The 24,338-nt window shown below is 61.7% G+C and carries 23 protein-coding genes and 1 pseudogene; 10 read left to right on the forward strand and 14 right to left on the reverse strand.

Annotated features, from left to right (window positions below; translation table 11 throughout):
• Nucleotides 1-9: 9 nt before the first annotated feature.
• From IE091_RS10460 to IE091_RS10470, 3 genes are read right to left on the reverse strand one after another with little or no spacing between them, the layout of a single operon-like run.
• On the reverse strand, nt 10-783 hold the full coding sequence (locus IE091_RS10460; RefSeq protein WP_096921845.1) for an ABC transporter permease: 774 nt from the start codon (nt 781-783) through the stop codon (nt 10-12).
• 10 nt (nt 784-793) lie between these two features.
• A complete protein-coding gene (locus IE091_RS10465; RefSeq protein ID WP_081135912.1) occupies nt 794-1,576 on the reverse strand; it encodes an ABC transporter ATP-binding protein in 783 nt (260 codons plus the stop codon).
• Nucleotides 1,576-2,628: an ABC transporter substrate-binding protein gene (locus IE091_RS10470; protein ID WP_229800814.1), complete on the reverse strand. Its 1,053-nt coding sequence runs from the start codon at nt 2,626-2,628 to the stop codon at nt 1,576-1,578. The genes IE091_RS10465 and IE091_RS10470 overlap by 1 nt, the downstream gene beginning before the upstream one ends.
• Before the next feature lie 343 nt (nt 2,629-2,971).
• Here IE091_RS10470 and IE091_RS10475 point away from each other — a divergent pair, with 343 nt between their 5' ends.
• Nucleotides 2,972-4,525: a BCCT family transporter gene (locus IE091_RS10475; RefSeq protein WP_039178637.1), complete on the forward strand. Its 1,554-nt coding sequence runs from the start codon at nt 2,972-2,974 to the stop codon at nt 4,523-4,525.
• Between the two features lie 7 nt (nt 4,526-4,532).
• On the opposite strand, the gene IE091_RS10480 is transcribed toward IE091_RS10475, so the two are convergent.
• On the reverse strand, nt 4,533-5,354 hold the full coding sequence (locus tag IE091_RS10480) for a flagellin N-terminal helical domain-containing protein (RefSeq protein WP_189463609.1): 822 nt from the start codon (nt 5,352-5,354) through the stop codon (nt 4,533-4,535).
• A gap of 119 nt (nt 5,355-5,473) precedes the next feature.
• Complete coding sequence (gene folK, locus IE091_RS10485; protein ID WP_039178640.1) at nt 5,474-5,902, reverse strand: 2-amino-4-hydroxy-6-hydroxymethyldihydropteridine diphosphokinase; 429 nt, start codon at nt 5,900-5,902, stop codon at nt 5,474-5,476.
• Between the two features lie 211 nt (nt 5,903-6,113).
• Between folK and IE091_RS10490 the strand changes: the two genes are divergently transcribed.
• Entirely contained in the window at nt 6,114-6,863 is a 750-nt protein-coding gene (locus IE091_RS10490; protein WP_039178643.1) for an SDR family oxidoreductase, read from the forward strand.
• A 66-nt stretch (nt 6,864-6,929) separates the two neighbouring features.
• Here the strand turns inward: IE091_RS10490 and ybiO are convergent, their stop codons facing one another.
• From ybiO to trhO, 5 genes are all read right to left on the reverse strand, one after another.
• Entirely contained in the window at nt 6,930-9,323 is a 2,394-nt protein-coding gene (gene ybiO, locus IE091_RS10495) for a mechanosensitive channel protein (RefSeq protein WP_189463610.1), read from the reverse strand.
• Nucleotides 9,324-9,555: 232 nt separating this feature from the next.
• A complete protein-coding gene (locus IE091_RS10500; RefSeq protein ID WP_189463611.1) occupies nt 9,556-9,987 on the reverse strand; it encodes a YqaA family protein in 432 nt (143 codons plus the stop codon).
• 16 nt (nt 9,988-10,003) lie between these two features.
• Nucleotides 10,004-10,828: an IclR family transcriptional regulator domain-containing protein gene (locus IE091_RS10505; protein ID WP_189463612.1), complete on the reverse strand. Its 825-nt coding sequence runs from the start codon at nt 10,826-10,828 to the stop codon at nt 10,004-10,006.
• A gap of 101 nt (nt 10,829-10,929) precedes the next feature.
• Nucleotides 10,930-11,730 (reverse strand): enoyl-CoA hydratase, encoded by an 801-nt coding sequence (locus IE091_RS10510; RefSeq protein WP_189463613.1) that lies wholly within the window; start codon nt 11,728-11,730, stop codon nt 10,930-10,932.
• A 109-nt stretch (nt 11,731-11,839) separates the two neighbouring features.
• On the reverse strand, nt 11,840-12,799 hold the full coding sequence (trhO, locus tag IE091_RS10515) for an oxygen-dependent tRNA uridine(34) hydroxylase TrhO (protein WP_096921838.1): 960 nt from the start codon (nt 12,797-12,799) through the stop codon (nt 11,840-11,842).
• Nucleotides 12,800-13,041: 242 nt separating this feature from the next.
• Here trhO and IE091_RS10520 point away from each other — a divergent pair, with 242 nt between their 5' ends.
• Nucleotides 13,042-13,731 carry a pirin family protein gene (locus IE091_RS10520; protein WP_189463614.1) on the forward strand — a complete coding sequence of 230 codons (690 nt, stop codon included), beginning with the start codon at nt 13,042-13,044 and terminating at the stop codon, nt 13,729-13,731.
• Between the two features lie 51 nt (nt 13,732-13,782).
• Here the strand turns inward: IE091_RS10520 and serA are convergent, their stop codons facing one another.
• On the reverse strand, nt 13,783-15,027 hold the full coding sequence (gene serA / locus IE091_RS10525; protein ID WP_081193412.1) for a phosphoglycerate dehydrogenase: 1,245 nt from the start codon (nt 15,025-15,027) through the stop codon (nt 13,783-13,785).
• 274 nt (nt 15,028-15,301) lie between these two features.
• On the opposite strand from serA, the gene IE091_RS10530 reads away from it, so the two are divergent.
• The 5 genes from IE091_RS10530 to IE091_RS10550 all read left to right on the forward strand — a co-directional run bounded on the left by IE091_RS10530 (nt 15,302) and on the right by IE091_RS10550 (nt 19,902).
• On the forward strand, nt 15,302-15,586 hold the full coding sequence (locus IE091_RS10530; protein ID WP_039178661.1) for an exodeoxyribonuclease VII small subunit: 285 nt from the start codon (nt 15,302-15,304) through the stop codon (nt 15,584-15,586).
• Nucleotides 15,580-16,473: a farnesyl diphosphate synthase gene (locus IE091_RS10535; protein ID WP_189463615.1), complete on the forward strand. Its 894-nt coding sequence runs from the start codon at nt 15,580-15,582 to the stop codon at nt 16,471-16,473. The genes IE091_RS10530 and IE091_RS10535 overlap by 7 nt, the downstream gene beginning before the upstream one ends.
• A gap of 39 nt (nt 16,474-16,512) precedes the next feature.
• A complete protein-coding gene (dxs, locus tag IE091_RS10540; protein WP_189463622.1) occupies nt 16,513-18,423 on the forward strand; it encodes a 1-deoxy-D-xylulose-5-phosphate synthase in 1,911 nt (636 codons plus the stop codon).
• A 28-nt stretch (nt 18,424-18,451) separates the two neighbouring features.
• The gene (djlA, locus tag IE091_RS10545) at nt 18,452-19,213 is read left to right on the forward strand and encodes a co-chaperone DjlA (RefSeq protein ID WP_189463616.1); all 762 of its coding nucleotides are present in this window, start codon (nt 18,452-18,454) and stop codon (nt 19,211-19,213) included.
• Between the two features lie 65 nt (nt 19,214-19,278).
• Nucleotides 19,279-19,902: a glutathione S-transferase family protein gene (locus tag IE091_RS10550; RefSeq protein WP_039178675.1), complete on the forward strand. Its 624-nt coding sequence runs from the start codon at nt 19,279-19,281 to the stop codon at nt 19,900-19,902.
• Nucleotides 19,903-19,978: 76 nt separating this feature from the next.
• On the opposite strand, the gene cheZ is transcribed toward IE091_RS10550, so the two are convergent.
• The 3 genes and pseudogenes from cheZ to ribA form a co-directional block, all read right to left on the reverse strand.
• Nucleotides 19,979-20,632, reverse strand: a complete 654-nt coding sequence (gene cheZ / locus IE091_RS10555; RefSeq protein WP_422822528.1) for a protein phosphatase CheZ — start codon at nt 20,630-20,632, stop codon at nt 19,979-19,981.
• A gap of 415 nt (nt 20,633-21,047) precedes the next feature.
• Nucleotides 21,048-21,407: pseudogene (gene trhA / locus IE091_RS10560) on the reverse strand (PAQR family membrane homeostasis protein TrhA); the annotation flags it as partial.
• Nucleotides 21,408-21,443: 36 nt separating this feature from the next.
• The gene (gene ribA / locus IE091_RS10565) at nt 21,444-22,079 is read right to left on the reverse strand and encodes a GTP cyclohydrolase II (protein WP_039178678.1); all 636 of its coding nucleotides are present in this window, start codon (nt 22,077-22,079) and stop codon (nt 21,444-21,446) included.
• A 218-nt stretch (nt 22,080-22,297) separates the two neighbouring features.
• Here ribA and hemE point away from each other — a divergent pair, with 218 nt between their 5' ends.
• Nucleotides 22,298-23,413 (forward strand): uroporphyrinogen decarboxylase, encoded by a 1,116-nt coding sequence (hemE, locus tag IE091_RS10570; RefSeq protein ID WP_016915400.1) that lies wholly within the window; start codon nt 22,298-22,300, stop codon nt 23,411-23,413.
• The gene (gene speE / locus IE091_RS10575) at nt 23,410-24,270 is read left to right on the forward strand and encodes a polyamine aminopropyltransferase (protein ID WP_189463618.1); all 861 of its coding nucleotides are present in this window, start codon (nt 23,410-23,412) and stop codon (nt 24,268-24,270) included. Before hemE ends, speE begins: the two co-directional genes overlap by 4 nt.
• Nucleotides 24,271-24,338: the final 68 nt, after the last annotated feature.

Below are 24,338 nucleotides of genomic sequence, written 5' to 3' on the forward strand. Positions count from 1 at the left end.
CCTGACCGGCTACTGGCGCTGCTGCCCGCGGTGTGCCCAGGCGGTCATGCGCTTTTCCAGCAGCGAGAACAGCTCGTACATCACCATGGCCATGGCACTGATCACCAGCAGCCCGGCAAATACCAGCCCCATGCGCATCTGCGAGCCCGCGCTCATCATGAGGTAGCCAATGCCCTGGTTGGAGGCCACGGTCTCGGACACCACCGTGCCCACGAAGGCCAGCGTAATGGCGATTTTCAGCGAGGCGAAGAAGTACGGCAGCGAACGCGGCAAGCCCACCTTGAGCAGCACATCGATGCGCCGTGCGCCCAGCACTCTCAACACATCTTCCATCTCAGGCTCCAGGGTTGCCAGGCCGGTGGCCACGTTCACCACGATGGGGAAGAAGCAGATCAGAAAAGCGGTGAGTATCGCCGGTACCGAGCCGATGCCGAACCAGACCACCAGAATGGGCACGAAGGCCACCTTGGGAATGGCGTTGAACCCCACCAGCAGCGGGTAGCAGGCGTTGTACAAAAAGCGCGACGAGCCGATGATGAAGCCCAGCAACAGCCCCACGGCAACGCCCAGGCCAAAGCCAATCAACGTGGTCCAGAAGGTTTGCCAGGAGTGCTTGCCGATGGGCCCGGCGTAGGTCACCAGCGCCTGAACCGTGTCCAGCGCGCTGGGAAAAATAAAGCTGGGCACGTTGAACAGGCGTACCGTCACTTCCCAGATCACCACCAGCCCCGCCATGGCGATCCAGGGAGCCAGCCGCTCGGCCAGCTTGCGATTATGGGTCATGGGCACTCCTTCAGGCGCTGCGCACTTCACCGATCTGGGCGCGCAGCGACTGCACCAGGTCAATGAACGGTTTCTGGTAAGTGGTTTCCAGCGCCCGAGGGCGAGGCAGTTCGATGGTGCGCCGCTCGATCACGCGCCCCGGACGACGGCTCATGACATAGACGGTGTCGGCCAGGAAAGCGGCCTCGCGCAGGTCATGGGTCACCAACACCACGGTAAAGCGCTGGGCCTCCCACAGGTCACGCAAGACGCACCAGAGCTCTTCACGGGTGAACGCATCCAGCGCGCCAAAGGGCTCGTCCAGCATCAGCAAGCGCGGCCGATGAATCAGCGCGCGACAGATGGACGCCCGCTGCTGCATGCCCCCCGACAGCTCCCAAGGGTACTTGTTTTCATGCTCGGCCAGGCCCACCGTCTCGAGCAGCGCCCGAGCCCAGCCTTTGAACTCTTCCCGGCGCTTGCGAAACTGCTTCCGATAGGGCTCGACGATTTCCAGCGGCAGCAGCACGTTGTCCAGAGTGGTACGCCAGGGCAGCAGGTTGGCATTCTGGAACGCCATGCCGGTGATTTTCAAAGGCCCGGTCACGGGCAGCCCATCCACCTGAATGCTTCCCTGTGTAGGGGCATGCAGGCCGGTACACAGCTTCATGAAAGTGGATTTGCCACATCCTGACGGCCCTACGAAGGCGACGAACTCGCCTTCGTGGATCGACAGGTCGATATCTTCGATGGCGTTGCCCGAGCCGTCGTACGCCAGGCTGACGTCATCGAAGCGGACGAACGCTGCCGACATCACTCCGCCTCCGGCAGCAGCATGCGCTCTTCTACCGGCGGCAGGTAGCGGGAGTCAAAGACCTGATCGGGGGATGGCAACGTGGGCAGATCGTAAGCATCCGCCACCAATTGAATCGCCTGGCTCAGCCGCGCGTCATCCACACCGCCCACGCCATATTCACGGGCATCGGGGGTATCCACCACGCTCTCCAACGCCAGCTTCAAACGGCGAGTCTCCATCTCGACATCGATCAGGCCATCGCGGTTACGCACGTACTCGATGGCCGCTTCGGGGTCTGCCAGGGTCTCTCCCAGCGCACGGTTGAAGGCGCGCAGAAAGCCCTTCAAGGCCTCGGGGTTGGCATCGGCAAAGGCATCACTGACCAGAATCGCGTTGCCGTACAGCGGGACGCCGTAGTCGGGGAACGGCATGATGGTCAGCTCGTCTTCACTCATGCCGCGCTCTTCCAGATTGAGCAGGCTGGTGAAGTAGAAGCCGGTGATGGCATCGACATCGCCCCGGGTCAGCAGGGTTTCGCGTAGCGCAGGGTCGACGTTTTGCCACGCCACTGCGTCGGCCTCCAGCCCATTGGCAGCGGCAAAGATGCCCCAGGCGCGATAGCCGGTGTCGAAGGCCGGGGCGGCGATGGTTTTGCCTGTTAGGTCAGCGGGGCTCTCGATGCCGCTCTCCTTGCGCGCAAATACCGCCGCGGGCGTGCCGTCATAGACGATATAGACGCCCTTGATGCCGGGGCCTTCCGAGTTTTCCGCAAGGAATTCGACCAGCGCGTTGAGATCGCCAAAGCCCATCTCATAGGCGCCCGAGGCCACCCGGTTCACCGCCCCTGCAGAGCCGCTTCCCGAATCGATCTGAACCTGCAGACCTTCTTCGGCGAAGTAGCCTTTTTCGGCTGCCATCAGAAACGGTGCTGCCGGACCTTCAAAACGCCAGTCCAGCTGGAAGCGAATCGAGGTCGTCTCGGCAGCAGCGCCGAGCGGCATCATCAGCACCGCGCCAAATAGCGCTAGCGGAAACAAAGAGGAACGGACAGTACGGGAGCGAGTCGGCATGGCAGTGAGCACCTTGTATACAAAATTGAAGAGGCTTTGCAGCAACACTGCCATCTTTTGCTTTTTACTTTTCATTCATGAGCTTAGGCCTGCAAATGGATCAGTCAGCGCCCTCGAAAGCGCCAAAATGGTGCACCACGCATTGGCCGCGCACCATTAGAAAACATTTTTGGCCAAACCGTTAGACTTTGGTCTAACCCAACGGTATACTGTGCTCAGTTTCCTGTCCTCGCGCCATTCATTGAATGGCGCTTTTTTTTGTGCCGAGGTTTTGCTCCGTAGCACGCTCAAGCCATGCTCTTGCCCTGCCTACTCCCCCTTCGATCCCGAACAGGTATTCGACATGACGCACTCTTCTCGCCCCACCGAGGAAGCCACACGGCGACCCTTTGGAGACCCCATCGTGCTGGCGCTCAGCATTGGCTTCATCGTGGCCTTCCTGTCACTTTCGCTGTATGACATCGAGCGGGTTGCCAGCACCATCAGCCAAGGATTTGCCTGGACGGCGCTTACGCTGGGCAGCTACTTTCAACTGCTGCTGTTGATGACCTTCCTGATTGCCATGGGCCTGGCGCTGACGCCGGCAGCCAAGGCGCGTATCGGCAATCTGGATGCACCAGAAATGGGCACCTTCAAGTGGGTATCGATCATTCTGTGCGCTTTGCTGGGCGGTGGCGGGGTGTTTTTTGCCACAGGCGAGCCGATCTATCACTTTGTCGTCACGCCCCCCGCCTTCGATACCGAACCCGGCACTGCCGAGGCAGTGGCAGGTGCCTTGGCCCAGTCGTTTACCCACTGGGGGTTCATGGCCTGGGCGGTCCTGGGTTCACTCACGGCGGTAGTATTGGCGCATGCGCATTACGTCAAGGGCCAGCCGCTTCAACCCAGAACGCTCCTTTACCCGGTGTTCGGTGAGCGCCTGATGCGCGGCCCGCTGGGCAGCGTGGTGGACGCCTGCTGTGTGATCGGTGTCGTGGCGGGAACCGTGGGGCCGATTGGCTTTCTGGCGACTCAGGTCAGTTTCGGCCTGCATGAGCTGTTCGGCCTGCCGGAAGGTTACACAGGCCAGCTGATCATCCTGGCCGTGTTGGGGGCCATCTATGTGCTCTCCTCCATGAGTGGGGTACACAAAGGCATCCAACTGCTCAGCCGCTTCAATGTGCTGTTGGCACTGGCGATTGGTGCCGTGATTGTGGTTTTTGGCCCCACGCTGTTTCTGACGAATAGCTACATGGCCAGCATGGGCGCTTATGTCAGCGGCTTTTTTACCATGGCCACCATGACCGCCGACACCGCGCCCGCCTGGTGGATGCAGTGGTGGACGGTGTTCTTCTTCGCCTGGTTCATCGGCTATGCGCCGCTGATGGCGATTTTCGTGGCGCGCATTTCCCGAGGGCGCACGATACGCGAAATGATTCTGGCGGTGGCGGTGCTCGCCCCCTTGGCGACGACCATCTGGTTCACGCTGCTGGGCGGTACCGGCATTTACTACCAATTGACCGACGTGATCGATATCACCGAGGCACTCGAAAACTTCCAGTTCGACGTGGCTACCCTCACCGTGGCCCAGGCACTGCCGGGCGGCACCTGGATGGCCATGGCCATCTTGCTGCTGACCACCATCTTCGTGGCCACCACTGGCGACTCCATGAGCTATGCCATTGCCGTGGTAGGAGCGGGGCACGATGCGCCCAGCCCTTACATGCGTGCGTTCTGGGGGATCGCCATGGCAATGATGGCGGCGGTTCTACTGTACATGGGCGCAGGCCAGATTGGCGCGCTGCAGCAGTTCATCGTGATTACCGCGATTCCCGTCTCGCTGATCCTGCTGCCGTCACTCTGGAACGGCCCGCAAGCGGCTTACGCCATGGCGCGAGAGCAAGGGCTCATCGACTGATCTCGACTTACAAGCCTTGCAGCAGCCGCAGAATCACCTGCGGCTGCTGGTTGACCTGAGCCAGCATGGAGATGCCGACCTGCTGCAACAGCTGGGCACGAATCAGGTTGGAGACTTCCTGCGCGTAATCGGCGTCCTGGATGCGTGACTGGGCGGCAGAGGTGTTGATGATGTTGGTATTGAGCCCGTCGATCACGCTTTCGAAGCGGTTCTGCACGGCGCCCAGGTAGCTGCGCTGGCGGTCGACCAGCTTCATGGCTTCATCCACCACGTCCATGGGCTTGTCGGTGGCCGAGCCGTCGTCCAGCACGCTAAAGCCTTCCAGCCCAAGCGCCTGAAGCCCCATGGCGGAAAAACGAATGCCAATCACATCGCCCGCATTGGCGCCTACCTGGATGTTCAGGGTCTGATCCGTATTGATCAGGGAAATACCGTTGAAGTTACTCTGCTCGGTGACGCGGGTGATCTCTTCCAGGCGCTGGTCGATTTCCAGCTGGATGGAAGCAAGGTCTTCGGAAGAGTTGGTGCCGTTGAGGGCTTGAACGCTCAGCTCACGGATTCGCAGCAGGTTGTCGTTGATCAGATTCAGCGAGCCTTCCGCCGTCTGCACCATGGAGATGCCATCGTTGGTGTTACGAATGGCCTGGTTCATGCCTCGAATCTGCGCGCCCATGCGGTTGGCAATGGCCTGACCGGCGGGGTCATCCTTCGCGCTATTGATACGCAAGCCAGACGACAGGCGCTGCATGGAGGTCTGCATGGCCTGCTGGCTAGTACGTAAATTGTTCATCACCAACAGCGACGTGATGTTGGTCGCAAGGCTAAGCAAGGGCGTGACCTCAGGCGTCAACGAAACAGGTACGGGGTAACGTTATTATCGGCCGACCTGGCCAATACATGAGCGCGTCCAGCAACAAAACGACCACAAGGCTTGCAACACTGCTCCCCTCACGGCTGCTGGGGCGCTTGCCCTCCCAAAGCGCGATGGCAGGAAGCCAATACGGCATCCACGGGTCCACGTACATAGTCATATTGGAAATAGCCTTCGTCGACCACTTCACCATCCCACGCCACGATATCCAGATCCATGGTACGCGGGCCTGACTTGATCGGTCCTCGCACACGTCCCAGACGCTGCTCGACATCCCTCAGATAAGCTTTGAAGGCATCACGGGTCTGCGAGGTGCGAACGACCAACGCAGCGTTGAGGAAGTCAGGCTGCTGCTGAAACCCCACGGGCGCTGTTCGTACAGCTTCGGAGCGGGCCACCAGCTCACACTCGCGGCTCAAGATTTCCAGCGCTTGCGCAAAATGGTGTTCTGGCTCGATGTTGGTTCCTAACGAAATGATGCACTCATGAGACGCTATGGCTGTCATGGCAAGCCCTCGGGACTTGAGCAGAAAGACGGTTTCTGTTGAAACGTACCCGCCGCCTTTTTCCACTTGCCCACGGGAAACGAGCGGCACCCTCCAAGCCTAGCGTTTTCAGCATTATGTTCAACATCTGTATAAGTTATTGACAAACGCTGCTTACACGCAGAAAGTCAGCTGACCACCCAATAATAATCTTCCGTATAGGGAGCAACCCATGGGAAACCCTGCTGCACTCGTCACCGGTGGCGCCACCCGCCTTGGCCGCCACTTTTCCGAAGCGCTGGCCGACAAGGGCTTCGATATCGCGCTGCATGTCAACAGCTCGCGAACCGAGGCCGAAGAGGTCGCGGAACGCATCCGGAGCAAGGGGCGTGATTGCGAGATCTTGCCCTGCAACTTTCTGGAAGACCCGCTGGACGCGTTGATTGCCCACGCCAAGGCTCGTTTCCCAGGGCTTTGCGTACTGCTCAACAGCGCCAGTGCCTACGCGCCTGCACCTATCGCCCAGACAGACCTGGCGATGCTGGAGACTCAGTTTCGGGTCAATATGTTTACCCCGCTGCTATTGACGCGCCACTTTGCCGAGGTGGTCGAACACGGCCAGGTCATCAATATCATCGACAACAAGGTGGCTTACCATCAGTACCCTTATGCGGCCTACCTGCTGTCCAAGAAAAGCCTGGCAGACATGACGCGCATGGCGGCGCTGGAGTTTGCACCTCGCCTGCGTATCAATGGCATCGCCCCTGGTGTCGTGCTGCCCGCATCGCAGCGCAGCAGTGACTATGTCCAGTGGCGGATCGAAGGCATTCCTGTCGATCATCAGGGGAACCCAGCGCATCTCGTACAAGCTTTGTACTACTTGTTGGACAATGCGTTCGTCACGGGGCAGGTGCTGTTCGTGGACGGTGGGGAGTCCATCAACCTGGTGGGGCGTCACTCCGAAAACTATCCGGGCGAGTGAGCCTGGCAGACTCTGCGCATACGACAAGGCCGCCCGAAGGCGGCCTTGTCGTTGATGCATCGAGGATCACACTTCCTCATCGTCAGGCTTGTGGTGCTCAGCCTCTTGCTCACTCGGTGATTTTCCACGACGAGGGCGATGGCGGTCATCCACTTCGAGCTCTGCTCGTTTGGGCTGCCCTGCCGGGCTACCATCGATGGTGAAGTCCTGCTGCATGATGCGCAGGTTGGCAGGCGGCGCAGAGCCGGACTTGTCCTGCCCGAAGTACAGGGTGGTATGCGGGAACGGAATCTCGATACCCGCCGAGTCGAAGCGCATCTTGACGAGGCGGTTGTATGCCCGGCCAACGCCCCACTGGTCACCCGGCGTGGTCTTGATGACCACACGGATATTGACCGAGCTGTCGGCCAGCGCAGTAACGCCCGCCACGGTCATGTCTGCCAGCAGCTTGTGACCGTGCTCTGTGCTGGCTTTGAGGTCTTCGAAGGCCAACTGGAGCTGGGCAATGGCATCGTCGATGTTCTCGCGGTAGGCAATACCGTATTCGCCCACGTGATTACCGTACTCACGCATGTAGTTGGAGACCGTGTCCACACTGGAGAACGGCACGATATGGTAAGCCCCCGCCAGGTCACGAATACCCACCGAACGTATGCTCAACCGCTCAGCAGTGCCGGTAACGCCGCCCACGGTCACTACATCGCCGGTGTTCATGGCGTTTTCGACCTGGATGAAGACACCGGTGATGACGTCCTGCACCAGTTTCTGGGCACCGAAACCGATCGCCAGACCCAGCACACCGGCACCGGCAATCAGCGGCCCGATGTTGATGCCGATCTCCGACAGCACGATCATGCCGGTAATGGTCACCATGGCAATGGCCAGTGCATTGCGGAACAGGCTAAGCAGCGTCTTGGCACGCGCCGAGGGCTCCCCGTCGCCCGTCTCGGGGTTCAGCTTGTGCTCGATCAGGCTTGCCAGCCCCAGCCATACGCCCAGCGATACGATCAGAATGACCGCCACGCTGATCAGGTTGCCCACCAGGTTGGCACCGCGCTCGGAAGCGTACCAGGCGGCGAGATTGAACGCTCCCCAGGCATCCAGCACCACCATGATCACAGCCACGACAATGATGGTGCGCAGCACGCGCAGGGCATTGGGCACGTAGCTGTTCAGGCGCGTTTCCAGCAGCGGCAGCTTGCGACGCAGGTCATCCGACAGCTGAATACGACGGCCGATGGTTTGGGTGAGGAAGGTGGAGAGCAGCAGGCCGACCACCACCGCCACCAGCGTTTTCAGCGTGGCCATGAGCACGAAGGGCAGTGCGTCGCCTGGGCGCGTCAGGGTCAGCACGAACACCATCAGGAAGTACAGCAGGGCAAACAGGTGCCATGTACGGGCAAAAAGGTGCAGCGACACGCGGCTGGCCATGAGCGTCGAACGGTCGCCCATCAGGTTCAAGTTATCACGCAGTCGAACACGGTTCTTCAGCACCACCGCCACGGCATAGACGAAGGCCAGCAGCATGATGAAGGTGCCCACGGCCTGCCCCAAGGTCGGGGCCAGGTAATAGTTGACCAGCGGTACGACCACCATCAGGCCATAGCCCACCATACCGATCAGACGGGCGATCCAGCGATTCCAGTAGGAGGCTTCCTGGGCAGAAATATGCAGCAGCCGAAGCCCCTCATAGCGGGAGGAGAACAGCATGCGCACTGCCGCCTTGAGCAGCTCGATGATCAGGAACGCGTTCAGGAACAGCGAGGCCCGGGTAGACAGCTCGCCCGCTTCGCCCACCGCGAACGTGGCGATCAGGTTGCCGCCCACGTAGGCCAGCGCCACCAGCAGCACATCCACCACCGTGGCCAACGCCACGCACAGCACGAGACGCAGCACCGGGGTCAAACTGCCACCGGCCAGCGACCAGGCGCTGAGCTTGGTAAACAGCGTCTTGGCGAGACGACGGAAGGTGAAGAACAGGGCAAACGTGGCAATGATGACGATGCCGAGATTGATCGCGGCATTGGTGAAGTCGGCCATGTTGAAGGTGCCGCCACCTTGCCCCGTGAACAGGTTGCCCACGATCGAGACGGCCTGCTCCAGTTGCCCACCCACATCGCTCACCGTGCGGCTGGTCAACTCGGCCAGCTGGCGCGGCAGCGAGACGTCTTCAGGAGAGACGTTTCCACCGGCAGCCGCGGCTTCCGGGGAGAGCTCGTTGGCCAGTGCGGGAGGTAGCGCCGATGCCTGATGGCGCAGCAGTTCGATCAGCTCCTGACGGGCTTGTTCGTCTTCCAGCAGATCCGCCAGCGCCGAATACGAGGGCGGCTGCTCGGCACTCGTATTCGACGCTTCATTGTCAGCGCCTAGCGTGGTTTGCGCCATGGCTGGCCCGGCCAGCAAGGCGAACAGCGTCAGCATCCAGACGCCTAGCCAAGGTAGTAAACGTAGTGACGTCACACCATAACCTCCCTTTGGGTGAGTTTTTGCGATCCTGCGACTCGCCAAGAACCTGTCTATGCGTGCCCACACAGACACGTCCACACAGAATAGTGCATCCATCAGGAATGCAAACCTGACATAACATACGCTAGGGTAACATGCCTGACTGTCAGAGACGTTATCGCGACTGCTTTTGGTGCGCCAACGAAGACATCCTCGCGCAGTTTTCAGGCAATCGCATAGCAGTGCCTTATTGGCAGTAAGGGGCCAGCCACTGCTGGGCCATGACGATCAACAGCGCATAGCGCGTGCCCTTGGCCAGCACGATCCAGAGCAGCGCCCGCCACCAGGCCAACCGCATGACGCCTGCCAGAACGGTGAGCGGGTCGCCTATGACCGGCAGCCATGACAACAGCAGGCTGAACTCGCCAAAGCGGTGATACCAGCGCTCTGCGCGGGCCAATCCTTGGGGCGAGGCGGGGAACCAGCGGCGATCCTGGAACTGGCGCGCATAGCGCCCCATGGCCACGTTGATCATGCTACCCAGCGTATTGCCCACCGTGGCAACCAGCCAAAGCCCCAGCGCGGGCTCACCCAGGCACCAGAGCCTGGCCAGCCACACTTCAGAGCCGCCCGGCAGCAGGGTGGCACTGGCAAGCGCCACCCAAAACAGACTAAACATGAGCAATCATCGGCAATTAACGAGGCAGCTGGCCGCCCATTTGCAGGGTGATGTCATCCGCCGTGCGGCGCACCAGCGCCCCCAGCGCCAGCAGGCGATCTTCCGGAATGCGCGCCATGGGCCCGGAAACGGAAATGGCCGCCAGGGGAGTGGTGTGCTCGTCGAAAATACACGCGGCCACGCAGTGCAGGCCAATGGCATGCTCTTCACGGTCACAGGCAAAGCCCTGAGCACGAATGGCGGCCATTTCTGCCAACAGCGAATCGACCTGATAGCGCGTGTTTTCCGTGACGCGCGCCAGCTCATACCCACCCGCCAACAGCGCGTCGCGCTCCTCCTCGCTCATCCAGGCCAGCAGCGCCTTGCCTACCCCAGAGGCGTGCAGCGGTGCCCGCGACCCCAACCGCGTGATCATGCGCATCATTTGCGGCGATTCGTTCTGGGCCAGGAACACCGCCGTGGCGCCATCGCGAATGCCCAGGTTGGCCGTTTCGCCGGTCTCTGCCGTCAGGCGGCGCAAAAACGGACGGCTTTTCGCCACCACGTCACGCGCTTCCAGAAAGCTGTTGCCGATGCGGAAGGTTTTTACGTCGATTCGCCACAGGCCCTGCTCGCTCTCCTGGGTGACGAACCCCTGGCTTTGCAGTGCCTGGAGTAGCCGGTGGGTCGTGGAAGGTGCCAGGTCCGCTTGCTCGGAAAGCTCCGAGAGCGCCATCCCCAGCGGGCTGGCCGCCAGGTATTCGAGCAGCGTGAGGCCGCGTACCAACGATTGGCTATGCCCGCCGCTGGCTTTGGTGGCTCCCGCCGGACGTCCGACTGACCTGCGCTTGACTTCACTCACCTGGCACTCTCCTGAGGGCGCGTTAACATTCATAAATCAGCAGGATAACGCGGCCCGGCGGCCATGTCGCGTTTACGGAAACAAATTCCACCAATGGATCGCTAGCGGTGCCGCCAGACCGGCGGGCGTTTTTCGATAAACGCATCGATACCCTCGGCCACGTCCTCAGCCAGCATGTTGCAGGCCATGGTGTCTCCGGCAAAGGCGTAGGCTTCTTCCAACGGCATCGCCAGCTGGCGCGCAAACATGGCTTTACCGGTGCGCACCGCCACCGCACTCTTGGCACAGATGCTCGATGTGAGCGCCTCCACTGCCGAGTCCAGCGTTCCCTCTTCTGCGACGCGGTTGATCAACCCCCACTCCGCCGCCTGGTCAGCATTGATGAAGTCGCCGGTCAGCAACATCTCCATGGCTCGCTTGCGTGATACGTTGCGTGAAAGCGCCACGGCAGGGGTCGAACAAAACAGGCCGACATTGATACCAGAGACCGCAAAACGCGCGCTGCTGTCCGCCACGGCCAGATCACAGCTGGCAACGAGCTGGCAGCCCGCGGCGGTGGCGATCCCCTGCACCTTGGCAATCACCGGTATGGGGAAGTGAACGATGGTTTGCATTACCTTGCCACAGCGAGCGAACAGCGCCTGGTAATAGGCCTGCTCGGAGTGCGCGCGCATCTGCTTCAAATCATGCCCCGCGCAGAACGCTCGGCCATTGGCAGCCAGTACCACGCAGCGTACCTGGTCATCCTGGGCGATCTCGTCCAGCGCCGTTTGCAGCGCCTCCAGCATGGCTTCCGAAAGCGCATTGAAGCGCTCCGGCTGGTTGAGCGTGAGGGTAACGACGCCGTCCTGCGCGGTGCGCAGCAGGCAGTCGTCGAGGGAAGCAACGTGTGAAGAGGGCATGGCAGACTCCTGAGCAAAACGTGCTGCTCAGTCTAGCGCCTGCCCGACGCGCTGATCGCTCACTACGACCAAAGTGGCCTCTTGCAGGGCAAGCGGCCACGGGGTCGGGTTACGCTTTGTCGTGGGCCGCCTGGCGAGGGTTGTAGCCCAGCGGATGGGGTTCACCGCGGGCCTTGGCCAGCTCGATCTGGCGCTGGCGTTCGCGGGCAGCGGCGCGGGTCTTCTCGGGCAGCGAGTCGATACAGTGCGGGCAGCTGATGCCGGGCTCGTAGGCCGACGACTGCATGTCTTCCTGAGAGATCGGCATGCGACAGGCGTGGCACTGCTCGTGCTCGCCCTCGGTGAGATCATGGCGCACGGTGACGCGGTTATCGAACACGAAGCACTCGCCGCGCCACAGCGACTGCGCTTCCGGCACCTTTTCCAGGTAATTGAGCACGCCGCCCTTCAGGTGGTACACCTCTTCGAAGCCCTCTTTCAGCATGAAGCTGGAGGCTTTCTCGCAGCGAATACCGCCAGTGCAGAACATCGCCACCTTCTTGTGCTGCTCCGGGTTGTAGTGCTGGCGCACGTACTCGGGAAACTCGCGGAAGGTGGTGGTCTTGGGGTCGACCGCGCCTTCGAAGCTGCCAATCGCCACTTCGTAGTCGTTACGGGTATCGATCACCAGCACTTCCGGGTCGGAGATCACGTCGTTCCAGTTTTCCGGCTCGACGTAAGTGCCCACGGTGTCGTTGGGGTCGATGCCCGGCACGCCCAGCGTCACGATCTCCTTTTTCAGCTTCACCTTGGTGCGGTAGAACGGCGGCTCGTCGCAGAAGGACTCTTTATGGTCGATATCGGCAAGGCGCGGGTCGGCGGTCAGCCAGGCCAGCAGCGCATCGATGCCTTCACGGCTGCCGGCCACGGTGCCGTTGATGCCCTCTTTGGCCAACAGCAGCGTGCCTTTGACGTCGTTGGCCAGCATGGTCTGGCGCAGCGGTTCGCGCAGCGCTTCGAAGTCGTTCAGGGTGACAAATTTGTATAGCGCAGCCACCACGATGGGCGGCGTGGAAGTGGGGGTCGTCATGAAGTGCTCCTGGTAGTCGCCCTCGTAAAGGGCGGACCGGGTGAATAAACCCGCGCATGATAGCAAAAAGCGCGCCGCGCGTGCATCTGCACGCACCTGCCAGCCACCCTCCTGACAGCCCTCAATCGTCGATTATTTCGACGCCACCATTGAGAAAGCTTCACCCCACGCCAGGCGCACTCGGTCGTATAGTAGGAGACATATAGAAGGCAACAACCTGACTGAATAACGAGGTACCGTTCATGAAGATTCGTCGTTCCAACGAGCGCGGCTATGCAGACCACGGCTGGCTGCGCTCGTATCACACCTTTTCGTTTGCCAATTACATGGACCCCGAGCACATGGGCTTCCGTGCCCTGCGGGTCATCAATGAAGACCGTGTCGCCCCGGGCCACGGCTTTGGCGCTCACCCCCACCGGGATATGGAGATCATCTCCTACGTGCTCGAAGGCGAGATGGAGCACAAGGACAACATGGGCAACGGCGAGGTCATGCGCCCTGGCGACGTACAGCGCATGTCGGCGGGTACCGGGGTGCTGCACAGCGAGTTCAACCACTCCCAGCAAAACGGCCTGCACTTCCTGCAGATCTGGATCGAACCGGCCCAGCGGGGCATCTCGCCCAGCTACGAGCAGAAGGCGTTCCCCACGGCCGAACGCCAGGGCCAGTGGCGCCTGGTCGCTTCTCAGGATGGCCGCGACGGCTCGGTGGGCGTCAATCAGGACGTCAACCTGTATGCCAGCCTGCTGAGCGCGGGTGATCAGTTGGCAGCGCCACCTTCCCGCCACGCCTGGCTGCATGTGGTGAAAGGGGCCGTTGAAGTGAACGGAGAAACCCTGCGCACCGGAGACGCGGCGGCCTTCACCCCCAGCGAGGACGTTGCGCTGGCGTGCACCGAGGCCAGCGAAGTACTGCTGTTCGACCTGGCCTGATAGGCAAAACGGCCCCAGAGGGGCCGTTTTTTATTGCACGAAGGGGCGAGATCAGCTGTTCTGCGCCGAGTAGAGAACACGAATCTTCAGCGTGTGCTCTACCTGCTTCAATGCCTCCAGCGCCTGCGGGCCGTAGGCCTTGTCGACGTCGATGACCACGTAGCCCACCTTGTCGTTGGTCTGCAGGTACTGGCCGGAGATGTTGATGCCGTTTTCCGACAGCACGCGGTTGATCTGCGATAGCACGCCGGGCACGTTGTCGTGGATGTGCAGCAGGCGGTGCTTGTCCGGGTGGGCAGGCAGCGCCACTTCGGGGAAGTTGACCGACGTCACCGTGGTGCCGTTATCCGAGTAGGTGATCAGCTTCTCGGACACTTCGATACCGATGTTCTCCTGCGCTTCCAGCGTCGAGCCGCCGATATGCGGCGTCAGGATCACGTTGTGCAGGCCACGCAGCGGGCTCTGGAACTCTTCATCGTTGCCCTTCGGCTCGACCGGGAAGACGTCGATGGCAGCACCGTTCAGCTTGCCAGCCTTCACGGCGTCGGCCAGCGCTTCGATCTCGACCACGCTGCCACGGGCGGCGTTGATCAGGATCGCACCATCCTTCATGGCAGCGATTTCCTTCGCACCCATCATCCAGCGGGTAGAGGGCAGGTCCGGCACGTGCAGGCTGACCACGTCCGAACGACCCAGCAACTCCTCCAGGCTGGCGACCTGGCTGGCATTACCCATGCCCAGCTTGGTGATCACATCGTAGTAGATCACGTTGAAGCCCAGTGACTCCGCCAGCACCGACAGCTGAGCGCCAATGCTGCCATAGCCCACGATACCCAGCGTCTTGCCGCGCGCCTCATGGGAGTTCTTGGCCGATTTCAACCAGCCCCCCTGGTGCGCCAGCGCGTTTTTCTCGGGAATGCCACGCAGCAGCATGATGGCTTCCGCCAGCACCAGCTCGGCCACCGAGCGAGTGTTGGAATACGGCGCATTGAAGACCGCGATACCGCGCTTGAGCGCCGCATCCAGGTCGACCTGATTGGTCCCGATACAGAAACAGCCCACGCTGACCAGTTTCTCGGCGGCATCGAACACGCGCTCCGTCAACTGCGTCCGGGAGCGAATGCCGAGGAAGTGAACATCACGGATCTTCTCGATCAGTGCCTCTTCATCCAGCGATGTAGAAAGAGACTCGATGTTTTCGTAACCCGCGTTGTGAAAATTGTCCACCGCGCTTTGGTGGACGCCCTCGAGTAGCAGGATCTTGATCTTGCTCTTTTCCAGGGACGTTTTGGCCATGGCTGAATCAACCTCTATGGTCGGCGGCAGGCGCCGTGTATCGGTTCACGGAAGGCCCGTATGGTAGCACAGCCCCCGCCTTTCTCAGCGCTCCCGGATGATGAAAAGTCTGCGTTTTGAAGATGAACCCGGCACACGTCGGGGAATCCCGCCAGCGGGAGGCAGACGCCACCCCCTTGCCTCGGTGTATACTGTGCGTTTATTTGACTGGCATCCGGCCACTTTCGCCGCCCGCACCGAGCACAGGGCCCACGACAAACGGTAGGCATTGACCATGAGCACCCCTCCCCAAGATTTTGCTGCCACGGTGACCGAGCTTGAAACCATCGTGGAACGCCTGGAATCAGGCGAACTCTCATTGGAAGATGCCCTGACCGCCTTCGAGCAGGGCGTGCGGCTCACTCGCGATGCCCAGCAGCGCCTCGACAGTGCCGAGCTGAAAGTGCGCGCGCTCAGCGAAGCCCCCGAAGGCAAGCTGGACGTGGCTCCCTTCCATGCCGCACCAGAGCCGTCAGCCGCTCAGGGACACGACGACAGCGAGGAAACGCCCCCATGGTAACGGCCCACGACACACCGCTGGCCACGCTGCGCCGCGCCAGCAACGCCCGCGTCGATGCCACCCTGGCGGCGCTGTTCGAGTCTCGGCCCGCCGTCGAGGCGCGCCTGGAGGCAGCCATGCGCCACGGCCTGCTGGTGGGCGGCAAGCGCCTGCGCCCGCTGCTGGTCTATCTGGCGGGGCGTGCCCTGGGAGCAGAAGACGACGCCCTGGACGCCCCCGCAGCAGCCATCGAGCTGATCCACGCCTACTCGTTGATCCACGACGACCTGCCCGCCATGGATGACGACGACCTGCGTCGTGGCCAGCCCACGGTGCACAAGGCCTACGACGAAGCCACGGCCATTCTGGCAGGTGACGCCCTGCAGGCGCTGGCCTTTGAAGTCATGGCCAGCCGCCCGCACCCGCGCCTGGCTGCACTGGTATCTACCCTGGCGGTGGCCGCTGGCCGCGATGGCATGGTGGCAGGCCAGGCGCTGGACCTGGCAGCCGTGGGCGGCCATCCGGATGTCGAGGCACTGGCTCACATGCACGCCCACAAGACCGGCGCGCTGATCGTGGCGGCGGTCCGGATGGGTGGGCTGATCGCCGTCGAGGCCGATGACCCACGCCTGGCGGCACTGATTCGCTATGCACGCGCCATTGGTCTAGCCTTCCAGATTCACGACGACATTCTCGACGTCACCGGAGACACCGCCACGCTGGGCAAAACCTCCGGTGCCGACGCTGCCCGCGCCAAGCCCACGTATCCCAGCCTGCTCGGGCTGGCGGGCGCCCAGCAAAAAGCGAACGCATTGATCGACGAGGCCATTGCTGCGCTCGCCCCGCTTGGCGAGCCCGCCGCGCCCCTGGCCGATCTTGCCCATTACATGATCGAGCGCGACCACTAACGATGCCTTTCACAACATACCCATGAAAACATGCCGCCTATGAAGCTGTTCGACGAGATACCCCGCGAGCGCCCGGCGACGCCGCTGCTCGACTCCTTTGACCACCCCGCGGCCCTGCGGGCCATGAGTCCTGGCCAGCTGGCGCAGCTGGCCGACGAGCTGCGCGCCTACCTGCTGTATAGCGTCGGTGTCACCGGCGGCCACTTTGGCGCAGGGCTCGGCGTGGTGGAACTCAGCGTGGCCTTGCACCACGCCTTCCACACCCCCAGGGACCGCCTGGTATGGGACGTAGGCCACCAGGCCTATCCCCACAAGATCCTTACCGGTCGCCGTGAGGCCATGCTCGGCATCCGCCAGCACGGCGGCCTGGCCGCGTTCCCCCGCCGCGCCGAATCCGAGTACGACACCTTCGGCGTTGGTCACTCCAGCACCTCGATCTCGGCGGCGCTCGGCATGGCCCTGGCCGCCCAGGCACAAAACGACCCGCGCCGCGTGTGCGCCATCATCGGCGATGGCGCGCTCACCGCGGGCATGGCCTTCGAAGCGCTGGCCCACGCGGGGCACGTCAACGCCAACATGCTGGTGGTGCTGAACGACAACGAGATGTCGATCTCCGAGAACGTCGGCGGTATCGCCACCTATCTGGCGCGGATGCTCTCCAGCAAGCCTTACCTGAAAATGCGCGAAGAGGGCAAGAAAGTGCTCTCGCATCTGCCCGGCGCGCTGGAGTTTGCCAAGCGCACCGAAGAGCACATGAAGGGCATGGTAAGCCCAGCAACGCTCTTCGAAGAGATGGGCTTTCACTACGTGGGCCCCATCGACGGCCACGACCTGGACGCACTGACCCAGACTCTGCGCAACCTGCGTGACCAGAAAGGCCCCCAGTTTCTGCATATCAAGACGGTCAAGGGCAAAGGATTCCTGCCGGCAGAGGCCGACCAGATCGGCTATCACGCCATCACCAAGCTGGAAAAAGTACCCGCGTCCAGTGCGCCCCCGGTGAAGCCCCCCGCTGCGCCCAAGAAGAAGTACTGCAATGTGTTTGGTGACTGGCTGTGCGACATGGCCGCCGCCGACCCGCGCCTGATGGGCATCACTCCCGCCATGGGCGAGGGCTCGGATCTGATTCGCTTTGCGCAGACCTACCCCGAACGCTATTTCGACGTGGCGATTGCCGAACAGCACGCGGTCACCCTGGCCGCAGGCATGGCCTGCGAGGGCATGAAGCCCGTCGTCGCCATCTACTCGACCTTTCTGCAGCGTGGCTACGACCAGTTGATCCACGACGTGGCCGTGCAGGACCTGGATGTCACCTTCGCCATCGACCGAGCAGGCCTGGTGGGAGAAGACGGCCCGACGCACCACGGCAGCATGGACCTGTCGTTCCTGCGCTGCGTGCCCGGCATGGTGATTCTGGCACCCGCCGATGAAGCAGAGTGCCGCGCCATGCTCAGCGCCGCCTACCACCACCCGGGCCCGGCCGCCGTTCGCTACCCCCGTGGCACCGGCCCCGGCGTGGCCATCCCAGACCATCTGGAGCCCATGGCGATTGGCCAGGCCGAGGTTCGTCGCACCAGCACCAGCGACGGCATGCGCATCGCCCTGCTGGCCTTTGGCAGCATCAATGGTGCCGCCGCCGAGGTGGCCGAGAAGCTCAATGCAACGCATATCAACATGCGCTCCACCAAGCCGCTGGATCGCGAGGCCGTGCTGCACGCCGCCGACGAACACGAGCTGCTGGTCACGCTGGAGGAGAACGTGATTGCGGGCGGCGCGGGCAGCGCGGTGAATGAGCTGCTCCACAGCGAAGGCGTTCAGGTCGAAGTACTGAACTTGGGCTTGCCGGACAGCTTCGTCGAGCACGGCACCCCCGCCGAGCTGCTGCGCGACTGCGGACTGGATGCTGCCGGCATCGAAGCAGCCATTCGTTCGCGCCTGCCGTCGCCTTGAGCCTACTGACTAACTTGTTGAGACCGTTATGCTTTTTTTGATGATTCTGTTTGGTTTGATTGGCCTTGCCAGCGGCGGCCCCGTGGGCCTGCTGGTGGGAGCGGGTCTGGGCTGGTGGTTGGCACGCCAGCTGGGGCGCCGCTTGAATGCCGCCCGCACGCGTTTGCAGGAAGGTTTCCTGGAGTCGATCTTTTCGGTGATGGGCTGCCTTTGCCAGGCCGATGGCAAGGTCACGCCAGGTGAGCTGGGCGTGGCCGAAAAGCTGTTCGATCAGATGCGTTTGCAGGGCGAGCACCGCGCCAAGGCGCGGGCCGCCTTCGAACGGGGCCGTGCCGACGACTTCGACCTGGAGGCCGAGCTGGCCAAGGTCAATCGCCTGACCCAGCGTCAGCCCATTTTGCGCCAGGTATTTTTGCAGGTTCAGCTCAGCGCGATTGCCGCCGATGGGGTCCTGCACCCCGCCGAGCATGAGATGATTCTGCGCGTGGCGCGGGGCGTTGGCTGCAGCGAGGCCGAAGTACAGCAGATCGAAGCCATGCTGCATGGCGCGGCGGCCAACTCTCAAGGCGCCAGCGAGGAAGCTCTGAAGGATGCCTATCGCGTACTGGGCGTGGCCGAAGACGCCAGCGATGCCGAGATCAAGAAAGCGTATCGTCGCCTGATGAGCCAGAATCACCCGGACAAGCTGGCGGGCAAGGGGCTTCCGGAGAGCATGCGCGAAGTGGCGCAGGCCCGCACCAGCGAGATTGGCAATGCCTACGAGCGCATCCGCGCAGCGCGGGGCCAGTAGCCCCGTGACAGGCGTTCAGGCAGTGGCTACAGTGAAGGCTTCACGGTACTGCCTGGAGCCGCCCCATGATCACCCTTTATAGCTTCCCCAACTCCCGCTCGCTGCGTGCCGCCTGGACGCTGGAAGAGCTGGGCCTGGCGTACCAGTGCCACCACGTAGCCCTGGACCAGGGCGCGGGGCAAAGCGCCGAGCATCTCGCTCGCCACCCGGATGGCAAGGTACCCGTGCTGGAAGACGGCGAACTGACGCTGTTCGAATCCGCGCCCATCTGCCGCTATCTCGCCGAACGGTATGGCGAAGGCCAACTGCTGCCACACAGCGTAGAGGAACGCGCCCAGGTAGATCAGTGGCTAAGCTTCATCGTCACCGAAATCGAGCAGCCGCTGTGGCTGCAGGCCAAGCACAAGTTCGCCCTGCCTCAGGACAAGCGCGTGCCCTCCGTACTGCCCACCGCCGCCTGGGAATTTCAGCGCGCCCTGACCGCCCTGGAGCGCCGCTACCACGGCCAGGAGACGCTGGTGGGCGATACCTTCACACTGGCGGACCTCTTCCTGACCCACACCTTGAGCTGGGCAGCGAGCATGAAACACCGCCTGCCGGAACCGCTGGTGGCCTACCGCGCCCGCCATGCCAACCGCCCGGCGCTGGCCCGTGCCGCGGAGAAGGAGCAGGCCGCAGCAAAGCATTGATCCATCGCTAAACGCTTTCAAAACCGTTGCTGGCAACGCATGGCAATGGTTTTGGCTCGATGTCGCTTGGCTTGGTCTAAAAGCCCAGCTCATCCAGCAGATCGTCTACTTGTTCCTGCCCTGCTACCACATCTGCCTTATTTTGGTTCACCTGCGGTCCGTTCCGCAGCTTGGCATGCTCATCTCGGCTATCTTCCACCTTAACGCCATCGGTGATGTGGGGCACATTATCGACAAGCACCTGAACAAGCTGCTCTTCGATGAGCTTGATGACCTCCATCATTTTCTTGATCACCTGCCCGGTGAGATCCTGGAAGTCCTGAGCCATCATGATTTCAAGCAGCTCTTTTTGCGTCGCCCCGGTTGCGCTGGGAAGTTTGTTGTTCAAAAAGTCCTGGGTGTCTTCGAGGAGACTGGGATCACCCTCTATCGTCGCCAGCTTCGCTGTCGCCAACTGCCAGCGCTTATTAAGTGCGGCGCCCTCTTCCTCAAGACCGTCTTGTAACGGCTGAGCACGCTCAACGGCATTCAATGCCCGCTCTGCGGCCTGCTCCGTCATGGAGGCGACATAGTTTAGACGGTCATTGGCATCCGGTATCGCTTGCGCCGCCTGGGTGATCTGCTGATCCAGGCCCAGCTCTTTCATGCTGTCCCGCAGCAGTCGCGTCAAGTGGCCTATGCGCTGCACCATCTCATCAGTACTGTCTTTTTTGCCCAGCACCGACGGCATGGTCGTGTCGTGGGCGTTGTTAACAGTGCTCATGACAATCCTCTTGTTGGAAAAATCTTGTTGAATGTCGTTACGGGTGTGGCGATAGGCATCGCTATGCCAACCCGCCGTGATTGTTCAGGCCACACAGCATTACCTACATCCAGGACAGGAGCTACCCCTAATACTACTTTAGGCTTAATATTTTGAAGCGTGAGTTTTTCGGCTTGGGGTTTGTACGAAAAGTCTTATCTGCTAACTTTCCCTCCCGGATGCAAGCCATAAGTGCAGCACCTGCTGTATCCAGGGGGATCGTCTTCAGTACTCTTCAACAGCCGGATCATGGCCGTTTGCGCCAGGCCTGCCAAGACCCTGGGCAGCCGTGCTGCCAGTAAATAACCATTACGCCGCCGAAGCGTTGGGCAATACGGTGCTATAAACGGCAAAGCAGAAAGGGGGTGTAGGTGCCTGCGATAAGGAGGTAAATCGCACAATGGTCAAGCAGTTGAAAACGCTGCTTCCAGCGGCGATGAGAAATGCCGTGGTAAAGGGTCGAGGCAGTGTAAAGCAGTAGCAGCGTTGAGCCGTAAAGACTCAGACTCACCACTTTCCAGGCATCCACGTGAGCAGCTACGCTGGCCGCCGCCAGCAATATGACCATACCCACCAAGCTGAGCACCGCACCAATGCCATGGGTAACGCTGTGCAGCCACTCTTCGAGGGGGCTGAACTCCCCCTGCTCTTCAAGCGGCGGTTCACCCACGCCGACATACGATTCTTTTCGTACAGCTTTCATACTGGGGCGCTCCCGACCTCTGACGCCCCACCAACATCACCCCTTGCGCTCGATATCCACATCGCTGGCCTGGGTGAAGTCATCCAGCGCCATCATGTGGCCCAGCTTGCCCGCCTTGGTGGCCAGGTACTGCTCGTTATGCGGGTTGAGGCCGGTGGTGATGGGCTGACGCTCCACCACGTTGACCCCATCGCGGGTGAGCGCATCGACCTTGCGGGGATTGTTGGTCATCAGCTTGAGGGCCGTGACGCCCAGATGCTCGAGCATCGGCACGCAGAGATCATAACGGCGCATGTCGGCACCGAAGCCGAGCTGCTCGTTGGCCTCCACGGTATCCGCCCCCTGGTCCTGCAAGTGGTAGGCGCGAATCTTGTTGAGCAGGCCAATACCGCGCCCCTCCTGACGCAGGTACAGCAGCACCCCGCGGCCTTCGCTGGCAATGCGCTTGAGGGCTTCCTGCAGCTGGTAGCCACAGTCGCAGCGCATGGAAAACAGCGCATCGCCCGTCAGGCACTCGGAGTGCACCCGCCCCAGCACCGGCGCGCCATCGCTCACATCGCCCAGGGTGAGCGCAATATGGTCTTTCCCCGTGGCATCGTCTTCGAAGCCATGCATGGTGAACGTGGCCCAAGGGGTGGGCAGCCGGGAAGCGGCGATGAAGCGAATGGTCACGGATTACCTCACAGATGAACCAGGCCAGTTATCCACATCAGTGTTGGCAAGTGGGCGCATAGTCTAACAGGAAGTGGCGCAAGCCTCACGATTGGCCGGGGTGCGACGATGTTGGCCAGCCAACAGGCGCCACCGCTGCCCAACTTCACGTACAATTCCTATCGTCGGATGTGCTGACTCCCTTACAATGCGGGCAAATTTTCCAAGAGCAAGTGTTTATGACCACCACACCTTTGCAGAACGACCGTTTTCTTCGCGCGCTGGCGCGCCAGCCTGTCGACCGCACTCCGGTGTGGATGATGCGTCAAGCGGGCCGTTACCTGCCCGAGTACCGCGCCAGCCGCGCCGATGCGGGCAGCTTCATGGACCTGTGCCGCAATCATGACCTGGCCTGTGAAGTCACCCTGCAGCCGCTGGAGCGCTACCCGCTCGACGCCGCCATTCTGTTCTCGGACATTTTGACCATCCCCGATGCCATGGGGCTGGGCCTGTACTTCGAAACCGGTGAAGGCCCCAAATTCAAGAAGACCGTACGCACCGCCGAAGAAGTCGCCGCGCTCACCGTGCCTAATGCCGAGCGCGACCTGGACTACGTGATGCGGGCGGTCTCCACGATCCGTCGTGAGCTCAACGGCCGCATGCCGCTGATCGGCTTTTCCGGCAGCCCCTGGACACTGGCCACTTACATGGTCGAAGGCGGCTCCAGCAAGGACTTCCGTCACCTGAAGACCATGCTGTACGACACGCCCGACACCATGCACCAGCTGCTGGACACCCTGGCGCAAGCGGTCACCGACTACCTGAACGCTCAGATTCGCGCAGGCGCTCAAGCGGTACAGATTTTCGATACCTGGGGCGGCGCGCTGTCCACACCGGCCTACCTGGAGTTCTCGCTGCGCTACATGGAGCAGATCGTCTCCGGGCTGATCCGCGAGCACGATGGCCGTCGCGTACCGGTGATTCTGTTCACCAAAAACGGTGGCCAGTGGCTGGAGCACATTGCCTGTGCCGGTGCCGACGCATTGGGCATCGACTGGTCCACCGAGCTGTCCGACGCCCGCGCCCGCGTGGGCCACAAGGTGGCCCTGCAGGGCAATCTGGACCCCAACGTGCTGTTTGCGCGCCCTTCGGCCATTCGTGCGGAAGTGGCTCGCGTACTGGAGAGCTACGGCCACGGCCCTGGCCACGTTTTCAATCTGGGCCATGGCATCAGCCAGTTCACCAACCCTGATCATGTCACCGCCTTCATGGAGGCGCTGCACGACTTGAGCCCGCAGTACCATCAGGGCATTCCGACTCAATCGAACGACTCATGCCCAGGAGCCAAGCAATGAGCGACCTACGCGACGACCAGTGGTTTACCGAAGTCTTTGATAGCCACGGCAGCGCTTTCTCGCTGAAAGTTTCTGAAAAACTGCTGGATGTGCAAAGCCCCTACCAGCACCTGGAAGTGTACGCCACCGAGACCTACGGCAACCTGATGGTGCTGGATGGCTGCGTGATGCTCACCGACCGCGACAACTTCCTGTATCACGAAATGATCGCCCACCCGGCGCTGTTCACCCATCAGGACCCCAAGCGCGTGGTCATCATTGGTGGCGGCGACTGCGGCACCTTGAAAGAAGTGCTGCGCCATCCGGGCGTCGAGAAGGTCACCCAGATCGATATCGACGAGGAAGTCACCAAGGCCGCCGAGCGCTTTTTCCCCGAACTCGTGGAAGCCAACGGCGACCCCCGCGCCGAGCTGCTGTTTGCCGACGGCGTGAAGTGGGTGGATGACGCGGCCGACGAGAGCATCGACCTGCTGATCATCGACTCCACCGACCCGGTCGGCCCGGCCGAAGGCCTGTTCAAGACCGACTTCCTGAAACGCTGCCACCGTATTCTGAAAAGTGGCGGAGTGATGGTGCAGCAGAGCGAGTCGCCGCTTTACCATAGCGGTTCGATCATTCGCGAACTGCGCAACGACATGCGCGAAGCGGGCTTCGACAGCGTGGCCACTTTGCCCTTCCCCCAACCGGTCTACCCCTCTGGCTGGTGGAGCGTGACGTTGGCAGGTAAAGGCACCAGCGTTGAAAGCTTCCGCGAAGAAGCTGCCGCCAGCCACGAAATGCCGCTACAGTACTACACAGCAGAGGCCCATCGTGGAGCCCTGACGCTGCCCCCCTTCATGCGCAAAGCCTTTGCGTGAGATCGGGCATCGTTAGTGGAAAAGCCGGGCGCTGCTCGGCTTTTTTTATGCGCGCAGATCGGCGCGCT

Source organism: Vreelandella hamiltonii (assembly GCF_014651775.1).
GTDB lineage: Bacteria > Pseudomonadota > Gammaproteobacteria > Pseudomonadales > Halomonadaceae > Vreelandella > Vreelandella hamiltonii.